The organism is Pseudonocardia spirodelae (assembly GCF_037727765.1).
Classification (GTDB): Bacteria; Actinomycetota; Actinomycetes; order Mycobacteriales; family Pseudonocardiaceae; genus Pseudonocardia; species Pseudonocardia spirodelae.
Window position 1 is genome coordinate 62,001 of sequence record NZ_JBBJUP010000012.1, and the last position, 20,781, is coordinate 82,781.

General features: G+C 76.2%; 22 protein-coding genes and 1 tRNA gene. 14 read left to right on the forward strand and 9 right to left on the reverse strand.

Annotation, left to right across the window (positions count from 1 at the left end):
- The first annotated feature begins 24 nt into the window (after positions 1 to 24).
- From WJX68_RS15745 to WJX68_RS15760, 4 genes are read left to right on the forward strand one after another with little or no spacing between them, the layout of a single operon-like run.
- On the forward strand, positions 25 to 3,597 hold the full coding sequence (locus tag WJX68_RS15745; RefSeq protein WP_340291487.1) for a S41 family peptidase: 3,573 nt from the start codon (positions 25 to 27) through the stop codon (positions 3,595 to 3,597).
- A 13-nt stretch (positions 3,598 to 3,610) separates the two neighbouring features.
- Positions 3,611 to 4,546, forward strand: a complete 936-nt coding sequence (locus WJX68_RS15750; protein WP_340291489.1) for a SurA N-terminal domain-containing protein — start codon at positions 3,611 to 3,613, stop codon at positions 4,544 to 4,546.
- Positions 4,546 to 5,472: a nucleoside triphosphate pyrophosphohydrolase gene (locus tag WJX68_RS15755; RefSeq protein ID WP_340291491.1), complete on the forward strand. Its 927-nt coding sequence runs from the start codon at positions 4,546 to 4,548 to the stop codon at positions 5,470 to 5,472. Before WJX68_RS15750 ends, WJX68_RS15755 begins: the two co-directional genes overlap by 1 nt.
- A gap of 42 nt (positions 5,473 to 5,514) precedes the next feature.
- Positions 5,515 to 6,246 carry a lytic transglycosylase domain-containing protein gene (locus WJX68_RS15760; protein WP_340291493.1) on the forward strand — a complete coding sequence of 244 codons (732 nt, stop codon included), beginning with the start codon at positions 5,515 to 5,517 and terminating at the stop codon, positions 6,244 to 6,246.
- 30 nt (positions 6,247 to 6,276) lie between these two features.
- Here the strand turns inward: WJX68_RS15760 and efeB are convergent, their stop codons facing one another.
- The 4 genes from efeB to WJX68_RS15780 all read right to left on the reverse strand — a co-directional run bounded on the left by efeB (position 6,277) and on the right by WJX68_RS15780 (position 10,056).
- Positions 6,277 to 7,512 carry an iron uptake transporter deferrochelatase/peroxidase subunit gene (gene efeB, locus WJX68_RS15765; RefSeq protein WP_340291496.1) on the reverse strand — a complete coding sequence of 412 codons (1,236 nt, stop codon included), beginning with the start codon at positions 7,510 to 7,512 and terminating at the stop codon, positions 6,277 to 6,279.
- A complete protein-coding gene (efeO, locus tag WJX68_RS15770) occupies positions 7,509 to 8,657 on the reverse strand; it encodes an iron uptake system protein EfeO (RefSeq protein WP_340291498.1) in 1,149 nt (382 codons plus the stop codon). Before efeO ends, efeB begins: the two co-directional genes overlap by 4 nt.
- A gap of 35 nt (positions 8,658 to 8,692) precedes the next feature.
- Entirely contained in the window at positions 8,693 to 9,523 is an 831-nt protein-coding gene (gene efeU, locus WJX68_RS15775; protein WP_340291500.1) for an iron uptake transporter permease EfeU, read from the reverse strand.
- Positions 9,524 to 9,645: 122 nt separating this feature from the next.
- Positions 9,646 to 10,056 (reverse strand): tetratricopeptide repeat protein, encoded by a 411-nt coding sequence (locus WJX68_RS15780; protein WP_340291503.1) that lies wholly within the window; start codon positions 10,054 to 10,056, stop codon positions 9,646 to 9,648.
- Between the two features lie 153 nt (positions 10,057 to 10,209).
- Between WJX68_RS15780 and eno the strand changes: the two genes are divergently transcribed.
- The 3 genes from eno to WJX68_RS15795 all read left to right on the forward strand — a co-directional run bounded on the left by eno (position 10,210) and on the right by WJX68_RS15795 (position 12,788).
- Positions 10,210 to 11,505 carry a phosphopyruvate hydratase gene (gene eno / locus WJX68_RS15785; RefSeq protein ID WP_340291505.1) on the forward strand — a complete coding sequence of 432 codons (1,296 nt, stop codon included), beginning with the start codon at positions 10,210 to 10,212 and terminating at the stop codon, positions 11,503 to 11,505.
- 160 nt (positions 11,506 to 11,665) lie between these two features.
- A complete protein-coding gene (locus WJX68_RS15790; RefSeq protein WP_340291507.1) occupies positions 11,666 to 12,265 on the forward strand; it encodes an FtsB family cell division protein in 600 nt (199 codons plus the stop codon).
- Between the two features lie 4 nt (positions 12,266 to 12,269).
- A complete protein-coding gene (locus WJX68_RS15795) occupies positions 12,270 to 12,788 on the forward strand; it encodes a DUF501 domain-containing protein (RefSeq protein ID WP_422785713.1) in 519 nt (172 codons plus the stop codon).
- Between the two features lie 7 nt (positions 12,789 to 12,795).
- Here WJX68_RS15795 and WJX68_RS15800 read toward each other — a convergent pair whose 3' ends face one another.
- A complete protein-coding gene (locus WJX68_RS15800) occupies positions 12,796 to 14,439 on the reverse strand; it encodes an acyl-CoA dehydrogenase family protein (RefSeq protein ID WP_340291509.1) in 1,644 nt (547 codons plus the stop codon).
- Between the two features lie 84 nt (positions 14,440 to 14,523).
- On the opposite strand from WJX68_RS15800, the gene WJX68_RS15805 reads away from it, so the two are divergent.
- On the forward strand, positions 14,524 to 15,477 hold the full coding sequence (locus WJX68_RS15805; RefSeq protein WP_340291511.1) for a Ppx/GppA phosphatase family protein: 954 nt from the start codon (positions 14,524 to 14,526) through the stop codon (positions 15,475 to 15,477).
- Positions 15,474 to 16,190 carry a uracil-DNA glycosylase gene (locus WJX68_RS15810; RefSeq protein WP_340291514.1) on the forward strand — a complete coding sequence of 239 codons (717 nt, stop codon included), beginning with the start codon at positions 15,474 to 15,476 and terminating at the stop codon, positions 16,188 to 16,190. The genes WJX68_RS15805 and WJX68_RS15810 overlap by 4 nt, the downstream gene beginning before the upstream one ends.
- A 108-nt stretch (positions 16,191 to 16,298) precedes the next feature.
- Here the strand turns inward: WJX68_RS15810 and WJX68_RS15815 are convergent, their stop codons facing one another.
- Positions 16,299 to 17,123, reverse strand: coding sequence for a class I SAM-dependent methyltransferase (locus WJX68_RS15815; protein WP_340291516.1), 825 nt, complete (start codon positions 17,121 to 17,123; stop codon positions 16,299 to 16,301).
- 33 nt (positions 17,124 to 17,156) lie between these two features.
- On the opposite strand from WJX68_RS15815, the gene WJX68_RS15820 reads away from it, so the two are divergent.
- The 3 genes from WJX68_RS15820 (at position 17,157) to WJX68_RS15830 (ending at position 18,276) form a co-directional block, all read left to right on the forward strand.
- Positions 17,157 to 17,229: transfer RNA gene (locus WJX68_RS15820), tRNA-Leu, on the forward strand.
- A gap of 399 nt (positions 17,230 to 17,628) precedes the next feature.
- Complete coding sequence (locus WJX68_RS25240) at positions 17,629 to 17,799, forward strand: DUF1905 domain-containing protein (RefSeq protein WP_422785715.1); 171 nt, start codon at positions 17,629 to 17,631, stop codon at positions 17,797 to 17,799.
- Between the two features lie 9 nt (positions 17,800 to 17,808).
- Positions 17,809 to 18,276 (forward strand): nitroreductase family deazaflavin-dependent oxidoreductase, encoded by a 468-nt coding sequence (locus WJX68_RS15830; protein WP_340291518.1) that lies wholly within the window; start codon positions 17,809 to 17,811, stop codon positions 18,274 to 18,276.
- Positions 18,277 to 18,302: 26 nt separating this feature from the next.
- Here the strand turns inward: WJX68_RS15830 and WJX68_RS15835 are convergent, their stop codons facing one another.
- Positions 18,303 to 18,848 (reverse strand): putative immunity protein, encoded by a 546-nt coding sequence (locus WJX68_RS15835; RefSeq protein ID WP_340291520.1) that lies wholly within the window; start codon positions 18,846 to 18,848, stop codon positions 18,303 to 18,305.
- Between the two features lie 57 nt (positions 18,849 to 18,905).
- Between WJX68_RS15835 and WJX68_RS15840 the strand changes: the two genes are divergently transcribed.
- Complete coding sequence (locus tag WJX68_RS15840) at positions 18,906 to 19,523, forward strand: GyrI-like domain-containing protein (protein ID WP_340291523.1); 618 nt, start codon at positions 18,906 to 18,908, stop codon at positions 19,521 to 19,523.
- Here WJX68_RS15840 and WJX68_RS15845 read toward each other — a convergent pair.
- Positions 19,510 to 20,112 (reverse strand): TetR/AcrR family transcriptional regulator, encoded by a 603-nt coding sequence (locus WJX68_RS15845; RefSeq protein ID WP_340291525.1) that lies wholly within the window; start codon positions 20,110 to 20,112, stop codon positions 19,510 to 19,512. The genes WJX68_RS15840 and WJX68_RS15845 overlap by 14 nt on opposite strands.
- 89 nt (positions 20,113 to 20,201) lie before the next feature.
- On the opposite strand from WJX68_RS15845, the gene WJX68_RS15850 reads away from it, so the two are divergent.
- Positions 20,202 to 20,411, forward strand: coding sequence for a hypothetical protein (locus WJX68_RS15850; protein ID WP_340291528.1), 210 nt, complete (start codon positions 20,202 to 20,204; stop codon positions 20,409 to 20,411).
- A gap of 1 nt (position 20,412) precedes the next feature.
- Here the strand turns inward: WJX68_RS15850 and WJX68_RS15855 are convergent, their stop codons facing one another.
- Entirely contained in the window at positions 20,413 to 20,766 is a 354-nt protein-coding gene (locus tag WJX68_RS15855; RefSeq protein ID WP_340291530.1) for a bleomycin resistance protein, read from the reverse strand.
- Positions 20,767 to 20,781 lie beyond the last annotated feature (15 nt).

A 20,781-nucleotide genomic window follows, 5' to 3' on the forward strand; every position in this document is an offset into this window, starting at 1 on the left:
GGTGCCGGCGGCTACGGTCGGCGGGTGACGTTCCTGCGCCATCCCCACCTGCACGGTGACACCCTCGTCCTGGTCGCGGAGGACGACCTGTGGACCGCCCCGGTGGAGGGCGGCCGCGCCCACCGGCTGACCGCGGACACGGTGCCGGTCACCGCGCCCCGGGTGTCCCCGGACGGCGCGTCGGTCGCCTTCGCGTCGCTGCGCGACGGGGCGCCCGAGGTGTACCGGGTGGACGCCGAGGGTGGCCCGGTCACCCGGCTGACCTGGTGGGGCGGCCTGCTGACCCGGGCCGGGGGCTGGACGCCCGGCGGCGAGGTGGTGGCGCTGTCCGCGCACGGCGACGCGACGTCGCGGCTGTGGGCGTACGCGGTGCCCGCGACCGGCGGCGCACCGCGGCTGCTGCCGCACGGCACGCTCACCGCGCTCGCCCACCAGCCGGGCGGGCCTGCCGTGCTCACCCAGGTCGAGGGCGGGCGCGACGCCGCGCACTGGAAGCGCTACCGCGGCGGGCGGGCCGGGCGGCTGTGGCTCGACGCCGGCGGCACCGGCGAGTTCACCCGGGTGCTGGCCGGGCTCGCCGGGCAGCTCGAGTGCCCGATGATCGTCGACGACGGCTCCGGCCCGCGGCTGGCGTTCGTCTCCGACCACGAGGGCTGGGGCAACGTCTACTCCGTCCCGCTGGACGCGCCGGACACCGGCCTGCGCCGCCACACCGACCACGGCGCGGGGGACCCGGGCGTGCCCGACTTCTGGGCGCGGCACGCGAGCACCGACGGCCGCCGCGTCGTCTACGAGGCCGCCGGGGAGATCTTCCTGCTCGACGACCTGTCCGCGGCGTCGCGCCCGCACCGCCTCGACGTGCGCCTCGGCGGGCCCCGCGGCGCCCGCGAGCCGTTCCGCGCGTCCGTGCCCGCCGACCTCGGACCGGTCCGGCCCGACCGCACCGGGCGGGCCAGCGTGGTGTCGGTCCGCGGCACGGTGCACCGGCTGACCCACCGCGACGGCCCGGCCCGCGCGCTGCTCGCCGAGCCCGGCGTCCGCGCCCGGCTCGCGCACCCGCTCGGCACCCGGCGCGCCGTGTGGGTCGACGACGCCGTGGGGGAGGACGCCGTGGTCGTCGCCCCGCTGGACCCGCACGCCCCGGACGCGGCCGCGGCCACCCGGCACGCCGCGGGCGGGATCGGGCGGGTCCTGGAGCTGGCCCCGGCCCCGGACGGCTCGGCGGTCGCGCTGACCACCCACGACGGGCGGCTGCTGGTGCTGCACACCGGCCCCGACCCCGCCCCGGCCGGCGGCGGGGCCGCCTGGACCGGCGCGGCCGCGGACGGCGTGGTCGACGGCCCGGCCCCGGACCGGCCGGCCGGGGAGCTGCGCGAGCTGCACCGCAACCCCGGCTGGGAGCCGTGCGACGTGTCCTGGTCCCCGGACTCGGCCTGGCTGGCCTGGTGCGACCCGACGGCCGAGGGGCTGTCGCGGGTGATGCTGACCCGCGTCGCCGACGGCGCGCACACCGAGGTCACCCCGGCCCGCTTCCACGACAGCGACCCGGTGTTCACCGCCGACGGGCGGCACCTGGCGTTCCTGTCCCGGCGGGTGTTCGACCCGGCCTACGACCACCACTCCTTCGACCTGTCCTTCGGCACCGGGTGGAAGCCGTTCCTGGTGCCGCTGGCGGCGCGCACGCCGTCGCCGTTCGGGGCGGGGCCGGACGGCAGGCCGGTCGACCCGGCCGACGAGGGTCCCGGCGACCCGCCCGCGGCGCCGCCCGTCCCGCCGGTCCCGCCGGGTCCCGGCGAGGGCGCGGGCGACCCCGGCGCCGCACACACCGCCGCGGCCGCGGCGACCCCGCAGGCGGCCACCGGGGCGGCCACGGGTGTGGGCGCGGGGGCGGACACCGGCGGGCGCGGCGCGGCCCGCGACGACGACACCCCGCCGCAGGTCGTCGTCGACGTCGACGGGCTGGCCGGGCGGGTCGTCGGCGTCCCGGTCGAGGCGGCCCGCTACGCCCGGCTCGCCGCGGTGCAGGGCGGCCTGGTGTGGCTGCGCAGCCCGGGCGGGACCGGGGTGCTGGGCGACAGCCTGCCCGACGACGACGCCGAGCCCGAGCGTGCGGTGCTGGAGCGGTTCGACCTGGCCCGCCGCACCACGACGGTGATCGCCGACCCCGCGTCGTCGTTCGCGGTGAGCGGCGACGGCAGGCGCCTCGTCGTCCGCGACCGGGGGACGGTGCGGCTGCTGCGCGCGGACCGGGGCAGCTCCTCGACCCCCGAGGACGACGCGGGCGGCGACGAGTTCACGATCGACACCCGGCGCCTCGTCGTCACCGTCGACCCGGCCGCGGAGTGGCGGCAGATGTTCGACGAGACCGCCCGCCTGATGCGCGACCACTTCTGGGTCGCCGACATGGCCGGCGTCGACTGGGCCGGTGAGACCGCCCGCTACCGGCCGCTGGTCGACCGCGTCGGCAGCCACGACGACCTGCTCGACGTGCTGTGGGAGCTGCACGGCGAGCTCGGCACCTCGCACGCCTACGTGAAGGGCGTCCGCCCGGCCGGCGACCACGGCGGGCGCCCGGGCCTGCTCGGGGCCGACCTGGAGCCCGACGGCGACGGCCCCGGCCTGCGGGTGCGCCGCGTGCTGCCGCCGGAGACCTCCGCGCCCGCCGCGCGCAGCCCGCTGTCCGGGCCCGGCGTCGACGTCCGCGCCGGGGACGTCCTGCTGGAGGTGGGCGGGCGCCCGCTCGACCCGCACTGGGGTGCCGCCCCGCTGCTCACCGCGACGGCCGGGACCACGGTCGAGCTGACCGTCCGCTCCGGGCCCGGCCGGCCCGACGCGGGCACCGTCCGCCGGGTCGCGGTCCGCCCGCTGCGCAGCGAGGACGAGCTGCGCTACCAGGACCGGGTGGCCCGCCTGCGGGCCGAGGTCGACGAGCGCTCCGGCGGGCGGCTCGGCTACCTGCACGTGCCGGACATGATGGGCTACGGCTGGGCCCAGCTGCACCGCGACCTCGCCCGCGAGACCGCGAAGGACGGCCTGGTGCTCGACGTGCGCGGCAACCGCGGCGGGCACACCTCGCAGCTGGTCGTGGAGAAGCTCGCGCGGCGGGTGATCGGCTGGGACCTGCCCCGTCACGGCGCGGCCGCCACCTACCCCGAGCAGGCCCCGCGCGGCCCGGTCGTCACCCTCGCCGACGAGCGCTCCGGGTCCGACGGCGACATCGTCACCGGCGCGATCAAGCGGCTCGGCGTCGGGCCGGTCGTCGGGACCCGCACCTGGGGCGGGGTGATCGGCATCGACAGCCGCTACCGGCTCGTCGACGGCACCCTGGTCACCCAGCCCCGCTACGCGACGTGGTTCGACGACCTCGGCTGGACGATGGAGAACCACGGCGTCGACCCCGACGTGGAGGTCGTGGTGACCCCGCAGGACCGGGCCGCGGGCCGCGACCCGCAGCTGGACCGGGCGATCGGGATCGCCCTGGAGCGGCTCGCCGAACACCCGCCGGCGCGGCCGCCGGACCTCGCGACCCGGCCGTCGACGGCCCGGTCCGCGCTGCCACCGCGACCGGGCGGGGGAGATGGGCACCACACCTCGTGAGAGGGTGACCGCCGTGCGCACTCGCAGGATCACCGCCGCCCTGCTGATCGTCGGGGCCGTCGCCGCCGCGGGAGCCGGCTGCGGCACCGGGCCGAGCCGGGTCGACGCGGCCGCGATCGTCGGGCAGGAGTCGATCCCGCTGGCCACGGTGCAGCCCGCCATCACCTCGGTGCTCGCCCGGCCCGGGCTCGTCGACGGGCTGAAGTCCCAGGGCGGCTCCGAGGCCGACATCGGGCGCGCCGTGGTGTCCCAGCTGGTGATCCGCGACCTGCTCGACCTCGCCGGCCCCGAGCTCGGGGTGACGGTGACCGACCAGCAGGTCGAGCAGGCGATCGCCCAGCAGGGCGGGGCGGAGGCGGTCGAGGCGTCGTCGCTGTCGGTCGGGGGGCCGCAGGCCGCGACCCGCGACGAGCTCGCCCTGGCCGCGATCGCCCGCAGCGAGCTGCCCCGGCTGTCGGTGACCGCCGACGTCGCGGTCGCGCAGGACCGCGCGCAGGCCGCCACGCTCGCCCGCGAGGTCGCCGCCGGCGGGCAGCGCGCCGAGACCGCGCTGGCCGGCGCGGGGACCACCCAGCGCGGGCTCGCGATCCGGCCGGCGGAGACCCCGCAGGCCGCGCTCACCCCGCTGATCGGCATCCCGGCCGGCTGGGTCGCGGCGTTCCCGCTCGGCAGCGGGCAGGGCTGGGTCGTGGTCCGCGTGACGCAGCGGACCGTCGCCGACGCGGCCCCGGCCGGGCCCGCGTCCGAGGCGATCGCCCGGCTCGACCGCCAGTCGCTGACCGAGGCCGGGATCCGGCTGCTCACCCCGACCGCGCTGCGGACCGGGGTGGAGCTGAACCCCCGCTACGGGGTGTGGGACCCGATCCAGATGCTCGCGGTGCCGGGCGCCGAGCAGGCCTCCGTCGTGTCCCCGGTCGCCGCGGGCACCCCGACCCCGCCCGCGGGCTGATGGCGGCGACGGTCGTCGTCTGCCCGCGCCGCGGGGCCGCCCTGCCCGCCGCGGCGCTGCCCGCGCTGCGGTCGGCGTCCGCGGTGCTCGCCGTCGCCGGGCTGGAGGCCGCCGACGCGGCGGGCGCCGGCCCGTGGGACGGCACCGACCCGGCCGCGCTGCCCGAGGGCACCGTGCTGCTCGTGCCGGCCGGGCACCCGGCCGCCGCGCTGCCCGGCGCCGTCGGGCCGCCCACCGGGCACGGCGTGCTCGACGCCGTCGCGGTGATGGACCGGCTGCGCTCCCCGGGCGGCTGCCCGTGGGACGCCGAGCAGACCCACACCTCGCTGCTGCGCTACCTCGTCGAGGAGTGCTACGAGCTCTACCAGTCCATCGAGGACGGCGACCGCACCGAGCTGCGCGAGGAGCTCGGTGACGTGCTGCTGCAGGTGCTGTTCCACGCCCGCGTCGCCGTCGAGCACCCCGGGGCGCCGTTCGGGATCGACGAGGTCGCGACCGGCCTGGTCGACAAGCTCGTGGGGCGCCACCCGCACGTCTTCGCCGCGGGCGAGGCCGTCGCGACGGCGGCCGACCAGGACCGCCGCTGGGACGAGCTCAAGCGCGCGGAGAAGCAGCGCGAGTCCAGCGTGGACGGCGTCGCCACCTCGCAGCCGGCCGTCGCGCTCGCGGCGAAGCTGACCTCCCGCACCGCGAAGGCCGGTCTGCCCGCCGACCTGCTGCCCGGCGACGAGGGGACCGGCGCGGCGCTGTTCCGGCTGGCCGCGGCCGCGCAGCTCGGCGGCGCCGACCCCGAGGCGGAGCTGCGCACGACCGCCCGCGCGTTCGAGGCCCGGGTGCGGGCCGCGGAGAAGGCCGCGGCCGCCGACGGCCACGACCCGCACGCGTTGTCCGCCGAGGACTGGCGGCGCTACTGGGACATGCCCTGACCCCCTCCCCGAACGGGTGATACCCGCCGGTAACGTGTGAGCGTGCGCACCTCGAGGCTCCTCGCGGCCGTCGGCGGCATCCTCGCCCTGATCGTGCTCGTCGCGCTGACCACCGGTCCCGGGTACGGCCCGTCGCTGCCCCGGACGCCGGTGGACCGCGCCGCGGCCCCGCCCGCGGCGGCCGCGCTGCCCGCGGGCACCGACGTCGTCGCCTGGGCGCGCGAGCGGGCCGCCGAGGCCGACATCCCGGCCCGCACGCTGCAGGCCTACGCCTCGGCCGAGCTGCGCCAGCGCGAGCGCACGCCGCGCTGCGGGCTGAGCTGGACCACGCTCGCCGGGGTCGGGCGGATCGAGTCGCGGCACGCGACGTTCCGCGGGGCCGAGCCCGGGCCCGGCGGCCGCGCCGACCCGCCGATCATCGGGATCGCGCTGGACGGCACGAACGGCACCCGCCGGGTCGCCGACACCGACGGCGGCCGCCTCGACGGCGACCCGGTGCTCGACCGGGCGGTCGGCCCCATGCAGTTCCTGCCCGCGACCTGGGCCCGCTACGGCGCCGACGGCGACGGCGACGGCGTCGCGGACCCGCAGCAGGTCGACGACGCGGCACTGGCCGCCGCCGGCTACCTGTGCGCGAGCGGGCGCGACGTCGCCGACGCCGACGACTGGTGGCGCGGGGTGCTGGCCTACAACGCCTCCGGCGACTACGCCCGCGACGTGTGGTCCGCCGCCGCGGACTACGCGCAGCGCACCGCGGCCCCGGCCGCCCCCTGAGCGACCCCGTCGGCGCCCGGGGGACGGGGGTCAGGCGAGCAGCGCGCGGCCCCAGTGGTCGTCGCCGTCGGCCAGCCCGGGCGGGACGGCGAACAGCGCCGACCCGTTGTGCTCCAGGTACTCGCTGAGCGCGTCGGAGCGGGCGAGCCGGCGCTGCATCGGCACGTACTGGCGCTGCGGGTCCCGCACGAAGGCCACGAAGAACAGGCCCGCGTCGAGGTGCCCGCGGCCGTCGGAGCCGTCGACGAAGTTGTAGCCGCGCCGCAGGATCCGCACCCCGCCGTTCTCCTGCTCGGAGGCGAGCCGGATGTGGCTGTCGTCGGGGATCAGCGGGCCCGACGGCCCGGTCGCGGCGAGGTCGGCGACGTCGAACTCCGCGGTCCCCGACAGCGGTGCGCCCTCGCCCTTGTCGCGGCCGATGATCTGCTGCTGCTCGTCGAGGTTGGAGCGGTCCCAGGTCTCGATGTGCATCCGGATCCGGCGCGCGACCAGGTAGGAGCCGCCGCGCAGCCACTCCGGGCCCTCGTCGCCGACCCAGACGTGGCGCTCCAGCAGGTCCGGTTCCTCGGCCTTGAGGTTGTTGGTGCCGTCCTTGAACCCGAACAGGTTGCGCGGGGTGGCCTGCCCGGTCGAGGTCGACGACGTCCGCCCGAAACCCAGCTGCGACCAGCGCACCTCGGTGACGCCGAAGCCGTCGCGGACCAGGTTGCGCACCGCGTGCACGGCGACCTGCGGGTCGTCGGCGCACGCCTGGATGCACAGGTCCCCGCCGGAGCGCGCCGGGTCCAGCCGGTCGCCCTGGAAGCGCGGCAGCGGCGCGAGACCGGCCGGGCGGCGGTCGGCGAGGCCGAGCTTGTCGAAGAACCCGGGCCCGACCCCGAACGTCAGCGTCAGCGACGACGGCGGCAGCCCGAGGGCCTCGCCGGTGTCGGCCGGGGCGACGTAGCGGTTGGCCGGGAGCGCGCCGCCCTCGGCGGTCTCCCGCCCGGCCGTCATGCGCTCGGCGGCCGCGGTCCACCGGGCCAGCAGGTCCCGCACGGCCGCGCGGTCGGTGCTGGTCAGGTCGAGGGCGACGAAGTGCAGCCGGTCCTGCGCGGGCGTCACGATCCCGCCCTGGTGGGTGCCGCGGAACGGGACGACGCCGTCGGCCGTGGCACCGGCGGTGCCGGACAGTCCGTACCCGGCGACGGCGCCGGCCCCGGCGAGCGCCACCCCGGCGCCCGCGGTGCCGAACAGCCGTCGCCGCGACAGGTGCAGCGGGCTCATGCGGTGACGGCGCCCGCGACCCGGCTGACCGGCTCGGACAGGGCGTCGACGGCGGCGGTCATCTTCTTGGTGTCGGCCGGGGTCAGCTCGGTGTAGAGCCGGTAGCCGTCGCCGTCGCGGTAGCTCTGCAGGAGCTTCTCGACGGCCTCGAAGCGCTCGTCGAGCAGCGGCCCGAGGGTCGGGTCCTTCTCGTCGACGGTCGGCCGGAGCGCGGCCACCGCGGCGCGGGAGCCCTCGACGTTCGCGGCGAAGTCCCACAGGTCGGTGTGGGAGTAGCGGTCCTCCTCGCCGGTGATCTTGCCGGTGGCGACCTCGTCGAGCAGCTCCTTCGCGCCGTTCGCGAGCTGGACCGGGGTGAGCTCCACGGTCTTCGTCCGGTTCGCCAGGTCGGTGATGTCGGCCATCAGGCGGTCGGCGACGGCCGCGGAGTCGGACTGCAGACCGGTGGTCCACAGGTCCTTCTCCAGCCGGTGGTAGCCGGTGAACCCGACGCCGGGGTCGCGCTCGTCGTCCTCCCGGCCGTCGATCCGGGGATCGATGTCGCCGAAGGACTCCGCGACGGGCTCGATGCGCTCCCAGTAGGTGCGCGAGACGGGGTAGAGCTCCTTAGCCTTCGCGACGTCCTCGGCCTTGACCGCGTCGACGAACTGGCGGGTCGTCGGTACGAGCGCGTCGACCTGCGAGGCGACGTAGCGGGTGTAGCCGGCGGTGGCCGCGGCGAGCTGGGCGTCGGTGTCGGTGGCCTTCTGCGCGGACCCGGTGACGGTGAACGGGGCGCGGATGCCATCGCCGGACATGCCCGGCTTGCACGCGGTGGTGTAGGCGCCCCCGTCGGGGACCTCGACGATCAGGTCGCGGGACAGCCCGGGGCCGACGTTCTCGACCTCGCCCATGATCCGGTCGCCCGCGGCGTAGAGGTAGAACTCGGTGACCTTGGTGCCGGCGTTGGTGATCCGGAAGGTCAGGTTGCCGGCCGGGGCCTCGGTCGCGGAGACCTCGCAGGCGGTGTCCGTGGCGTTCACGGTGATCGGGCCGGCGTCGCCCGCGCCCCCGCCCGCCGGTGCGGTGGAGGTGCAGCCGGCGAGCAGGCCGGCGGCGACGGTCAGGGACGCGAGGCCGGCGGCCGTGCGCGTGACGGGGGACATCGTTCTCCTAGGTGCGGCGGCGCGGGTGCGCCGGGTCATGACGTGGCGCCGGCGCCGGCGGGGGTGCGGCGGCGGGCCGGGCGCAGGAACAGGGTGAGGACCACGGCGACGTAGGCGACCCACACGGCCGCCTCGAGCACCGTCGTGACCGGGGAGAAGTTGAAGATCCCCTTGAGCAGGGTGCCGTACCAGGAGTCGGCGGGGACGGCCCCGCTGACGTCGAAGGCGACGGTGGTCAGGCCGGGCAGGATCCCGGCCTCCTGCAGGTCGTGGACGCCGTAGGCGAGGATCCCGGCGGCGACGAAGATCAGCAGGAAGCCGGTGACGGTGAAGAACCGCCCCAGGTCGATCTTCAGCGCGCCGCGGTAGATCGCGTACGCGAGCGCGACGGCGATCGCGATCCCGACGAGGAACCCGACCAGCGGCCCGGCGGTCTCGCCCGCGGCCTGGGCGGCGGCGAAGAAGAACACCGCGGTCTCCAGGCCTTCGCGCCCGACGGCGAGCGCGGCCATGACGACGACGGCCCACGGCCCCATCGCCACGGCGCGGTCCAGCGCGCCCTCCAGCTCGCGCGACAGCGTGCGGCCGTGCGAGCGCATCCAGAAGATCATCCACGTGACGAAGCCGACCGCGATGATCGACAGCGACCCGCCGAGTGCCTCCTGGGCCTCGAAGGTCAGGGCCTGCTGGGTCAGCGTCAGCCCGAGCGTGACCCCGATGCTGACGGCGACGGCGAGCGCGACGCCCGCCCACACCCGCGGAAGCTCCGAGCGTCGTCCGGTGCGGACCAGGAAGGCCACCAGGATGGCCACGACCAGTGCGGCCTCGAGTCCTTCGCGCAGCCCGATGAGCGCGTTCCCCAGCATGCGTCCTCCCACGGCGGCCAGCGCCAGGTGAGGGTGCGCTGCCGGGCGGGAAGGCTAACCTCACCCGGACGGAGGGGGGAAGTGTCGCGCCGGGAACATCCCCGGATGTCCGTTGTGGCAGGTCAGGGACGGTCGGGTGACAGCGCGATCCGCGCCCGTACCTCGCCGAGCGCCTCCTGGTACTCCGGGCGCGGGTCCATCGCCGAGGCCATCTTCAGCTGCGTCTCGGCCTCGCCGAGGCGGCCCTGCCGCTGCAGGGTCTTGCCCAGCGCGAAGCGCGCGTAGTGGTCGGCGGGATCGATCTCGATGACCCGGCCGAACGCGGACTCCGCCTTGCGCAGCTGCGCGGAATCGAGGTAGGCGCGGCCGGCGAGCAGGTGCACCGAGGCGTCGCCGGGGTCGTCCGGGTCGCCGGCGTCGAGCACCGGCCGCAGCGCGTCGAGCGCCTCCAGCGGGCGGTGCCGGGAGAGCAGCCGGTCGGCGCGGCGGAACGCGGCGACCGGGTCCGGGAGGTTCGCGCGAGGACTGCTCATGGTCACACTCACGTTAGGTGTGATCCAGGCGGGAAGCGAGGTCTTGACAGCGGCCGCCGGGCGGGCAGGGTGACGCAAGCGTCGTCCGCGGAGGGCCTCGGGATGACTACGCTGGCCCACCGGACGACACCCTCGATCAGAACAGGAGTCACGGTGGCGGTCATCGAGCAGGTCGGGGCACGCGAGATCCTCGATTCCCGGGGCAACCCCACGGTGGAGGTCGAGGTCGCGCTGGACGACGGCACGCTGGCGCGTGCCGCGGTCCCATCGGGCGCCTCGACCGGCGAGCACGAGGCCGTCGAGCTGCGTGACGGCGACAAGAGCCGCTACGGCGGCAAGGGCGTCGAGAAGGCCGTCGCGGCCGTCCTCGACGAGATCGGCCCGGAGCTCGTCGGTGTCGAGGCGGTGGACCAGCGCCTGGTCGACCAGCGCCTCGTCGACCTCGACGGGACCCCGGACAAGTCGAAGTTCGGCGCGAACGCGCTGCTCGGCGTGTCCCTGGCCGTCGCGAAGGCCGGGGCGGAGTCCTCGGGCCTGGAGCTGTTCCGCTACGTCGGCGGCTCCAACGCGCACGTCCTGCCGGTGCCGATGATGAACATCCTCAACGGTGGTGCGCACGCCGACACCTCCGTCGACGTGCAGGAGTTCATGGTCGCGCCGATCGGTGCGGAGACCTTCCGCGAGGCGCTGCGCTGGGGCGCGGAGGTCTACCACGCGCTGAAGTCGGAGCTGAAGGACAAGGGTCTGTCGACCGGGCTGGGCGACGAGGGCGGCTTCGCCCCCGACGTCAAGGGCGGCACCCGCGGGGCGCTGGACCTCATCGCGGCCGCCGTGCAGCGGGCCGGCTACACGCTGGGCACCGACGTCGTGCTGGCGCTCGACGTCGCGGCCACCGAGTTCCACGAGGCCGGCAAGTACTCCTTCGAGGGCAAGAAGATCACCGCGGACAAGCTGTCCGAGGTGTGGGCCGAGCTCGTCTCCGCCTACCCGCTGGTGTCCATCGAGGACCCGCTGGACGAGAACGACTGGGACGGCTGGGTCGCCCTGACCGAGTCCATCGGCGACAAGGTGCAGCTGGTCGGCGACGACCTGTTCGTCACCAACCCCGAGCGTCTCGAGGACGGCATCGCCCGCGGAGCCGCGAACGCGCTGCTGGTCAAGGTCAACCAGATCGGCACGCTGTCGGAGACACTCGACGCGGTGACGATGGCGCACAACGCGGGCTACCGCTGCATGATGAGCCACCGTTCCGGGGAGACCGAGGACGTCACCATCGCGGACCTGGCCGTCGCGACCGGCTGCGGCCAGATCAAGACCGGCGCCCCGGCCCGGTCCGAGCGGGTGGCGAAGTACAACCAGCTGCTGCGGATCGAGGAGCTGCTCGGCGACGCGGCCCGCTACAACGGCGAGCTGGCGTTCCCGCGCTACCAGGTGCCCGGCCAGAGCTGACGCTCCACGGCCGTTCGCCCGAACGGGGCGGGTGCCGCGCCGAACCGTCTGCGGACGGTCCGGCGCGGCACCCCCGCTCGCGCCCGATCGGGCGGCATGCTGGACGGGTCGCCACGCAGCGGCACCGCGGCAGCGCACGAGACATCGGACGGGAGGGCGCATGGCGGAACGTCGGGGACGGGGGCGTGACACCCGCGCCCGCACGTCCGGCGGCCGTGCCCGGGCCGCGGCCAAGCCGCGCACGCCGACCGCCCGCTCCGCACGGGCCCCCGCGTCGTCGTCGGGGGGCGGGGCCGCGCGCTCGCGCCCGTCCGGGCCGCAGGCCGCCCGGCCGCGGCTGACCCGGGCCCGGTCGCGGGCCGGCGAGGTCGTCGCCCGCACCACCGGCCTGCTGGGGCTGTCCTCGACCAAGCGCGCCGCGATCCTCGCGATCGTGGTGTGCGCGCTCGCGCTGACCGTGGCCGTCCCACTGCACAACTTCGTGGCCCAGCGCCAGGAGCTGGCCGCCGTCTCGGAGGACCAGCAGACGCTGGAGGCCGACGTCGCACGGCTCTCGGCCGACCGCGCCCGGCTCTCCGACCCGGCCGAGGTGGAGGCGCAGGCCCGCACCCGGCTCGGGATGGTGCAGCCGGGGGAGACGCCCTACGTCGTCCAGTTCCCCGCGCCGCCGGCACCCGTGGTCGAGGACGGCCAGGCCGAGCCCGGCGTCCCGTGGTTCCACACCCTGTGGAACGACGTCACGGGCGAACCGCGACGATGAGGGTGTGAGCACGCCGCACCGCCCGCCCGGCCTGGAGGCCGGGCCCGTCGCGCAGACCGACCTCGACGCCGTCGCCGCCCAGCTCGGCCGCGCCCCGCGCGGTGTCCTGGCCGTCGCGCACCGCTGCCCCTGCGGGCACCCGTCGGTCGTGCAGACCGCGCCGAGACTTCCCGACGGCACCCCGTTCCCGACGCTCTACTACCTGACCTGCGCCCGGCTGGCGTCCCGGATCGGGACGCTGGAGGCCGAGGGCCGGATGAAGGAGATGGAGGACCGGCTCGCGACCGACGACGAGCTGGCCGCGTCCTACCGGCGCGCGCACGAGGCCTACCTCGCCGAGCGCGACGCGATCGCGCCGCTGCCGACGCACCCGGACGTCACCGCGGGCGGGATGCCGGACCGCGTGAAGTGCCTGCACGTGCACGTCGCGCACGCGCTCGCCGCCGGCTCCGGGGTGAACCCGTTCGGCGACGAGGCGCTGGCCGAGATCGGCGACTGGTGGGGGACCGGCCCCTGCTGCTGAGCCGCCGTCACCCCTGCGGGGTGGCCCGCTCCAGCAGCACCCCGGCGGAGTCCTTGCCCGGCCGGGTGCCCGCGGTGCGCAGCGGCCCGTCGGTCTCCAGCCGGGTCGCGAGGAACACGTCCGCGACGGCGGCCGGGGCGTACCGCACGACCAGCGAGCCCTGCAGCGCGAGCGCGGCCAGCTCCGCGAGGCGGCGGGCGCGGCGCTCCTCGGGTGCGGTGAGCTCGGCGCGCAGCGCGGTGACGGCGGCGTCGAGCCGCGGGTCGGCGCCGGCGGCGAGGTCGACCTCGGCCAGCAGCGCGTCGACGGCGTGCGGCTCGCGGGCGATGGCCCGCAGCGCGTCGAGCGCGGTGACGTTGCCCGAGCCCTCCCAGATCGAGTTCAGCGGGGCCTCGCGGTAGAGCCGCGGCAGGTCGGACTCCTCGACGTAGCCGTTGCCGCCCAGGCACTCCAGCGCCTCGGCGACGACGGTCGAGGTCCGCTTGCACACCAGGTACTTCGACACCGGCAGGGCCAGGCGCAGCAGCGCCGTCTCGCCCCGGTCGACGGCACCGGCCAGGCGCAGCGCGAGGATCGTGGCCGCCTCGGTCTCCGCGGCGAGCTCGGCCAGTACCTCGCGCATCAGCGGCGCGTCGGCCAGCCGGGTGCCGAAGGCCGAGCGGTGCGCGACGTGGTGGGCGGCCTCGGTCACCGCGGCCCGCGCGGTCGCGGCCGAGCCGAGCACGCAGTCCAGCCGGGTCATCGACACCATCTCGATGATCGTGCGGACGCCGCGCCCCTCCTCGCCGACGCGCCGGCCGACGGCGCCCGCGTACTCGATCTCCGACGAGGCGTTGGACCGGTTGCCGAGCTTGTCCTTGAGCCGCTGCAGCCGGATCGCGTTGCGCGTGCCGTCGGGCAGCACCCGGGGCAGGACCAGGCAGGTCAGCCCGCCCGGGGCCTGGGCGAGGGTGAGGAACAGGTCGTTCATCGGGGCGCTGGTGAACCACTTGTGCCCGGTGAGCCGGTAGCTGCCGTCGGGCTGCGGGGTGGCGACGGTGGTGCCCGCGCGGACGTCGGATCCGCCCTGCTTCTCGGTCATCGACATGCCCGCGAGGAGCCCGGGCTTGCCGGCCGGGACGCCCAGCCCGGGCGCGTAGGTGCGGGCGGTGAGGCCGGGCTCGTACGCCGCGGCCAGCTCGGGGGCGTGCCGCAGCGCGGGCACGGACGCGTAGGTCATCGAGATCGGGCACAGGTGACCCTGCTCGACCTGCGAGGTCAGGTAGAAGCCCGCGGCGCGGGTGACGTGCGCCCCGGTCCCGGGTGCCGCCGCCCACGGCGCGGCCGCGAGCCCGTGCTCGACGCTGGTGCGCATCAGCGCGTGCCAGGACGGGTGGAACGCGACCTCGTCGACGCGGTGCCCGGTGCGGTCGTGGGTGCGCAGCTCCGGCTCGCAGGCGTTCGCGGCCCGGGCGTGCTCGCGGTGCTCCGCGGTCCCGACGGCGGCGGCGACGGCCTCCAGCGCCCGCCGGTCCCCGCCCTCCCGCACCACCGCCTCGACGACGGCCGGGTCCGCCCCCAGCAGGTCGCCGTCGGCGCGGGGCGGGACCTGGTTGGTCACCTGGTGCGTCCCGAGGTCGGACACCGGTGCGGGCGGGTGCGTCGTCGTCACTACCCGAGGGTAACTTGGCGCGGCGCCCGCGATCCACGGTTCCGCGTACGGTGATCTCCGACGCCCGTCCCCCTGGAGGTGCCGATGTCGCGGGTCGCCGCCATCGACTGTGGAACCAACTCGATCCGGCTGCTCGTCGCCGACGTCACCGAGTCCTTCGACGGACACAAGGACCTGCGCGACCTGCACCGCGAGATGCGCATCGTGCGCCTCGGCAAGGGGGTCGACGCGACCGGCCGGCTCGACCCGGAGGCGCTGGAGCGCACCCGGGTGGCGCTGGCCGACTACGCCGTCGCCGCGCGCCGCAAGGGCGCCGAGCGGGTCCGGATGGTCGCGACGTCGGCGACCCGTGACGCGTCGAACCGCGAGGACTTCTTCGCGATGGTCCGCGACACCCTCGGTGTCGACGCGGAGGTCATCACCGGCGACGAGGAGGCCCAGCTGTCGTTCGTCGGCGCGGTCGGCGACCTCGATCCCGACGACGGCCCGTTCGTGGTCACCGATGTCGGCGGCGGGTCCACCGAGGTCGTGGTGGGGGAGCTGCGCGACGGCGTCGCGGAGGTGACCGCGGCGAAGTCGGTCGACATGGGCTCGGTGCGGCTCACCGAGCGGTGCCTGCACTCCGACCCGCCCACCCCGGCCGAGATCGACGCCGCGCGGGCTGTGGCCGCCGAGGTGCTGGCCGAGGCGTTCGCCTCGGTGCCGCTGCAGAGCGCGCGGACCTGGGTCGGCGTCGCCGGCACGATCACGACGCTGTCCGGGATCGCCCAGGAGCTGCCCGCCTACGACCGCGACATGGTGCACAACTCGACGCTGACCCGCGACGAGCTGCACCGCGTCGCGGACCTGCTGATCCACTCCTCGCGCGCGGAGCGGGAGAAGCACGGGTCGCTGCACCCGGGCCGGGTCGACGTCATCGGCGCCGGCTCGCTGGTCGTGCAGGCGCTCGCCGACGAGCTGCACGCCCGCGCCGGCATCGAGAAGGTGGTCGTGTCCGAGCACGACATCCTGGACGGCATCGCGCGCTCGATCGCATGAACCTGGCGGCCCTGGACCAGCGCGTCAGCGAGTGCCGCGCCTGCCCGCGGCTGGTCGAGTGGCGCGAGCGGGTCGCCGTGGAGAAGCGCGCCGCGTTCCGCGACCAGACCTACTGGGGACGACCGGTGCCCGGCTTCGGCCCCGCCGACGCGGCGATGCTGATCGTCGGGCTGGCCCCGGCCGCGCACGGCGCGAACCGCACCGGGCGGATGTTCACCGGCGACCGCAGCGGCGACGTGCTCTACGCCGCGCTGCACGCCGTCGGCCTCGCGTCGCAGCCGACGGCGTCGCACGTCGGCGACGGCCTCGAGCTGTACGGGGTCCGCATCACCGCGCCGGTCCACTGCGCGCCGCCCGCGAACAAGCCGACCCCCGCCGAGCGCGACACCTGCCGCGGCTGGCTGGAGCAGGAGCTCGACCTGCTCGCGCCGACGGTGCGGTCGGTCATGGTGCTGGGCGGGTTCGGGTGGCAGGCGCTGCTGCCGGTGCTCGCCGGGGCGGGCTGGACGGTGCCGCGCCCGGCCCCGAGGTTCGGCCACGGCGCGACGGTGACGCTGGCACCGGCCCGCGCCGGACGGGAGCCGCTGGCGCTGTTCGGCTGCTACCACGTGAGCCAGCAGAACACCTTCACCGGACGTCTCACGCCGGCGATGGTCGAGCAGGTCCTGGCCGACACCGCGCGCGCCGCCGGATTGTCGCCGAATCGACGATAAACGTCGTTCCCGCAGTTCGGAGGGGGTGTCGTGGGGCCCCTTTGCTCTGCTCACCGGGGCGCAGCACCGCACCCCGGTCCCGTCGCCGACCGGACCGGCGCGGGGCCGTCAGCCCGTGGCGAAGCGGTGCAGCCGCAGTGCGTCCTGCATCGCGGGGACGTGCCCGGCCGCGGACAGCAGCGGTCGCAGCCACACCCGCGGCTCGCGCAGCGAGACCTCGTCGTAGACCGAGACGTCGTCGCGCTCGGTCAGCTCCGGGTGCCGGTGCGCGAACCCGGCCGGGTCCCAGGCCCAGCGGAACTCGGTGCCGACGGCGCGGAAGGTCGGCGTCCACCGGGAGACGCGCACGGTCCACGGGGCGGCGGCGTCGAACGCGAGCGTCGCGTCGGGCGTGCCGGACACGACCCGGTCCACGATGCCGTGCACGGTCTCGCCGGGCAGGTACATGAACAGCCCCTCGGCGACGACGAGCGTCGGCCGGTCGGCGTCGAGTGCGGGCCACCCGTCGTCGGCGGTCAGGTCCAGGGGCACCTGCTCGACGGAGTCCGGGAGGTCGTCGCCGTAGACCCGTCGCCGGACGTCGACGACGCCGGGCTGGTCGACGTCGAGCCAGCGGCACGTCGGCGGCACCCCGACCCGCAGCGGCCGGCTGTCCAGGCCGCAGCCGAGGTGCAGGACCTGCCCGTCCGGCGTCGCGGACAGGAACTCGCGGGTCCACCGGTCGAGGATCGCGGCCCGGCAGGCGATCGCGGAGACGTCGCCGGTGAACTGCCAGAGCCCGTGGACGTCGTGGGTGATGCGGTCCCACAGCGGCTCGGCCCAGGGGTCGCCGAGGATCGGACGGCGGGAGCGGGCGTCGACGCGTCGCATGTAGAGCGTCATCAGCAGGGTCGCCGCGGCGCCGCGGAGGTCGACCTTCTCGGTGTTCGGCACGGCACTCCTCACGCGTGGATAGGGTGGCCTGGCGCCCCCGTAGCCCAACGGCAGAGGCAGGCCCCTTAAAAGGGTCCCAGTGTCGGTTCGAGTCCGACCGGGGGCACCCGTTCCGACCGCGACCCTGGTGACGCCCACCGCGGGACACTCGGCTCCGACCGGCCCGGCACCGCTCCGGAGAGCGTGGGCCCTCGGCGTCGCGTCGAGATCCCGAAGACGAGCCGGTCGACCGCGTCGGGGGACGGACCGCCGGACGATCGACCACGACGACCTCGTGACCCGGGCCGCGGCCGACGTACGCCACCGATGAGTCGGCCCGACCTGCCGGCAGCCCGACCGACGAGGAGCCCGTCATGAGCGCACCCGACACCACCCACGCCCGCGACCACACGGTCACCGGCACGCTGGAGAGCAGCAGCGATGCACCGGGCGGCCGGGTGTACGTGCGCACCGACTGGTCGGCGGAGTACGTCGGCACGCGGGCCTCGTCCGGATCCGGGGCACCATCGACGGCCACGCGTTCCGGAGCTCGTTCATGGCGCTCGGCGACGGGACGCACACGCTGCCCGTGACCGCAGAGTTGCGGAAGGCGATCGGCAGAGAGGCAGGCGATACCGTCACCGTCCACCTCGTCGAGCGGGTGGCCCGCAGCCCGCTCGCCCGGCCGCAGCCCTAGGGTCGGGCGATGGGCAGGTCACCGGTGCAGCGCGTCGTCCGGTCGCTCGCCCGCGCCCCGATCCCCGTCTTCACCGCCGGCTACGGCGTCGTGTTCGGCCACCGCGTCCTCATGGTCGAGCACGTCGGCCGGCGCACCGGACGTCCCCGCCACGTCGTGCTGGAGGTCGTCCGCCGCCTCCCCGACGGACGCGTGCTCGTCCCCGCCGGCCTGGGGCGGACCGCCGACTGGTTCCGCAACGTCGAGAAGAACCCCCGGGTGCGGTTGTGGCTGTCGCGGCAGCGGGGGGTGCCGGCGACGGCGCGCGTGCTCGGCGAGGCCGAGGCGCTGGACCGCTTCGCCGAGTACCGGACGGAGCACCGCTGGACCTGGTCGCTCGTCCGCCGGCTGCTGACCCGCATGCCGGGGCGCGCCGGGCAGCCGGACGAGGCGCTCTTCCGGTCGATCCCGCTGGTGGAGCTGACCCCCGACGGCTGAGGTCGCCGCCGTCGCGTCCGGTCCGGTCAGTCCGCCGGCGCGGTGCGGCGCAGGGCGTCGTCGAGGTCGCTCATGAGCCGGGCGACCCGGCTGCGGCCCTGCGGGGCCCGCGGGTAGCGCACGAGGACGGCGACGAGGTCCGGTCCCGCCCGCAGCCGCGCCCGCTCCAGGGCCGCGTCGCCGGTCTCCGGACCGCCGCCGTCGGCGAGCTCGACGGCGTACGCGGCGTGCGCGGCGGCGCGCAGGACGTGCCCGACCTGGGTGGCGCGCGCCAGCGGGTGCAGGTACGCCGAGGCGGCCGCGTCCGCCGCGGCCAGCGCCGCGTGCCGGGCGGGTCCCGACGGCGCCGCCCGTCCGGCCCGGGCCGCCCCGACCGCCGTCACCCGCTGGCGCCGGGAGCGCTCGGCGCCGCCGGCGAAGTCCAGCGCGGCGTCCAGGGCGGCGCGGGGGCGGTCGTCGCCGGGCACGTCGAACAGCGGCAGGACCCCGGCGGCGCACCCCGCGGCGAACCGCGTCACCACCCGGATGTCGGCCATGGTCAGCGCGACGTCGCCCGGCCCGATGCATGCCACCGCCCCAGTGTCCCCGGTGGGCTGGGCAGGGCGGCGCCCGTGCGCCACGATGGCCCGGTGCCGGCGAAGGTGGACCTCAAGCGGGAGCTGCCCTGCTACTCCGCGCGCCGCGACACCCCCGAACTCGTCGACGTCCCCGACCTGCGCTATCTCATGATCGACGGCCACGGCGACCCCAACACCGCCGCCTACGCCGACGCGCTCGCCGCGCTCTACCCGGTCGCCTACGCGGCCAAGTTCGCGAGCAGCCGCGAGCTGGGCCGTGACCACGTCGTCATGCCGCTGGAAGGGCTCTGGTGGGCCGAGGACATGGACGCCTTCACCCGCGACCGGGACAAGTCCCGCTGGTCCTGGACCCTGATGATCATGGTGCCGGACTGGGTGCCGGGGGAGATGCTCGACGCCGCCGTCGCGCGGGTCCGGACCACGCGGGCGCCGGCGCGGATCGGCGACGTCCGCCACGAGACGCTCGCCGAGGGCCGCTGCGTGCAGGCCCTGCACGTCGGCCCCTACGACGACGAGGGCCCGCTGCTGGAGCGCATCCACACCGGGTTCGTGCCGTCCCACGGGCTGCGGATGACTGGGCGCCACCACGAGATCTACCTGAGCGACCCGCGCCGCGCCGCCCCGGAGAAGCTGCGGACGATCCTGCGCCAGCCCGTCACCGACGCCTGACCGGGCCGGCGGAGCGGGGGGCCGCGGGCGCGAGACGGTCCAGCATCGCGGTCAGCGTGCGCCGGGCGCGGTCGACGGGGGCCCCGTGCAGGGCGACCTCGTCGCTGAGGCCCGCGGTGAGGGCGAGCAGCGCGTGGGCGTCGGTGTCGGGGTCGGACGACCCGGCGACGGCGACGACCCGCACGGCCAGCGCGCGGATCTCCTCGTCGCCGTCGGTGAGCACGGCGCGTGCCCGCTCGTCGGGGTCGCGGGTGGCGAACGCGGCGTGGATCCGCAGGGCGTCGCGGGTCTCCGGGTGCCCGCCGAGCAGCTCGTCGAGGACGGTCGCGAGCACGTCCCGCTCGTCCCCGCCGGTGGCGCCCACCCGCTGCTCGATGCGGGCCTCCATCCGCTCGTGCGAGCGGGTCAGGGCGTGCAGCAGCAGCGCGTCCTTCGTCGCGAAGTAGTGCTGGACGCGGCCCATCGAGATGCCGGCCTCGGCGGCGACCGCCCGCAGTGAGACGGCCTCGGTGCCGGACCGTGCGACCAGGCGCAGCACCGCGTCCGCGATCTCGCAGCGGCGTGCGTGGTGGTCGACGGAGCGGGGCACGGCCCGACTGTAGCAATGCGATCGCATTGACACGGCCGGCGGGCGTCTGTTGCAATGCGACTGCATCGCAACGAGCGGAGGTGGGGACCGTGAAGGGACTGCAGAGCGTCGTCGGCCTGATCGGCGTGACCCTCGGGGTGATCCCGCTGGTCGTGTACGTCGTGACCGGCGGGGCCGGGTCGTGGGGACACGTCGCGGACGCGCTGCCGGGGCCGGTGTGGCTCTACCCGGCGGCGGTGACCGTCGTCGCCGCGATGGCCCTCGTGGTGATCGACCGGCGGGAGCGGGTGCGCGGCTGACTCAGCCGCGCAGCGGCGAGCCGTAGCGGAGCAGGTTGCCGTCCGGGTCGAGGTGAGCGCCCTCGCGCAGGCCGTAGGGGGTGTCGACCGGCGGCACGTCCCGCCCGCCCGGAACCGGCGACCAGCGCGCGTGCAGGACGTCGGCGTCCTCGACGTGCAGGTAGGCGCATCCCGCCGTCCGTGCCGGGTCGTGCCCGGGCAGCACCGAGACGTGCAGCTCGACGCCGTCGAGCCGGGCGAAGCCGTAGCCGTCGTCGTAGCACTCGACGGTGAACCCGAGCGCCCGGTAGTGGTCGAGCCAGCGGGTCAGGTCGGCGGTGGCGAGGACCGGGGCGACCGAACGCAGCGTCGACATCCGCGAAGTCTGCCC